This is a genomic window from Aequorivita sediminis (assembly GCF_032080575.2).
GTDB lineage: Bacteria > Bacteroidota > Bacteroidia > Flavobacteriales > Flavobacteriaceae > Aequorivita > Aequorivita sediminis.
This window is the reverse complement of record NZ_JAVLSO020000038.1, coordinates 1-764: the sequence shown is the minus strand read 5'-3', so window position 1 is coordinate 764 and position 764 is coordinate 1. Positions and strand designations below refer to the sequence as shown.

The 764-nt window shown below is 40.3% G+C and carries 1 protein-coding gene; it reads left to right on the top strand.

The annotated features are described in order from the left end of the window. Positions 1 to 764: DUF7507 domain-containing protein (locus RT250_RS13520; protein ID WP_435373079.1), on the top strand; the 764-nt coding region annotated here is incomplete at both ends.

The following is a 764-nucleotide window of genomic DNA, read 5'->3' as shown; positions in this document are numbered from 1 at the left end:
AGCATTGCACTTATTAAAACTTCAGATGTTGAAGTTGATCCAACTACAGGATGTTCAACGCTCGAGGTTGGTGATGTAATTAACTATAGCTTCTCAGTTAAGAACACAGGAAACGTTACCCTAACTGATGTTATGGTTAGCGATTTAGTTGGTGGCGTTACTGTATCAGGAGGACCAATTACATTGGAGCCTGGAGCGGAAGATTCTACTACGTTCACAGCAACTTATACTATCACACAAGCAGATATAGATAATGGAACATTTACAAATTCTGCCGAAGTAGCTGGTACAACTCCAGCCGGAGCAGAAGTAACTGACATCTCTAACAATGATGGTTATGTAGGAGATAACCCAACTGTTATTGAACTTTGTCAAAACCCTGCAATTGTAATTGTAAAAACGGGCGTCTTTAATGACGAGAACGGTGATGCTTGTTCAAATGTTGATGAGACTATCACATACACTTTCACAGTTACTAACCTAGGGAATGTAAGTCTGTCTAATACAATAGTAGACGACCCATTATTAGGAGGTCCATTGGCAGGTCCAATAAGTGGAGATACTGATGGCGACGGAGAGTTAGATGTAACCGAAATTTGGATATACGAATCAAACTACGCTATCACCCAAGCAGATATTGATGCTGGGGAAGTAGTAAACCAGGCGACAGCTACTGGAACAGCTCCAGATCAAACTGAAGTAAGTGATGATTCAGGGACAGAAATTAATAATGACGATCCAACAGTTATCGAACTTTGTCAAAA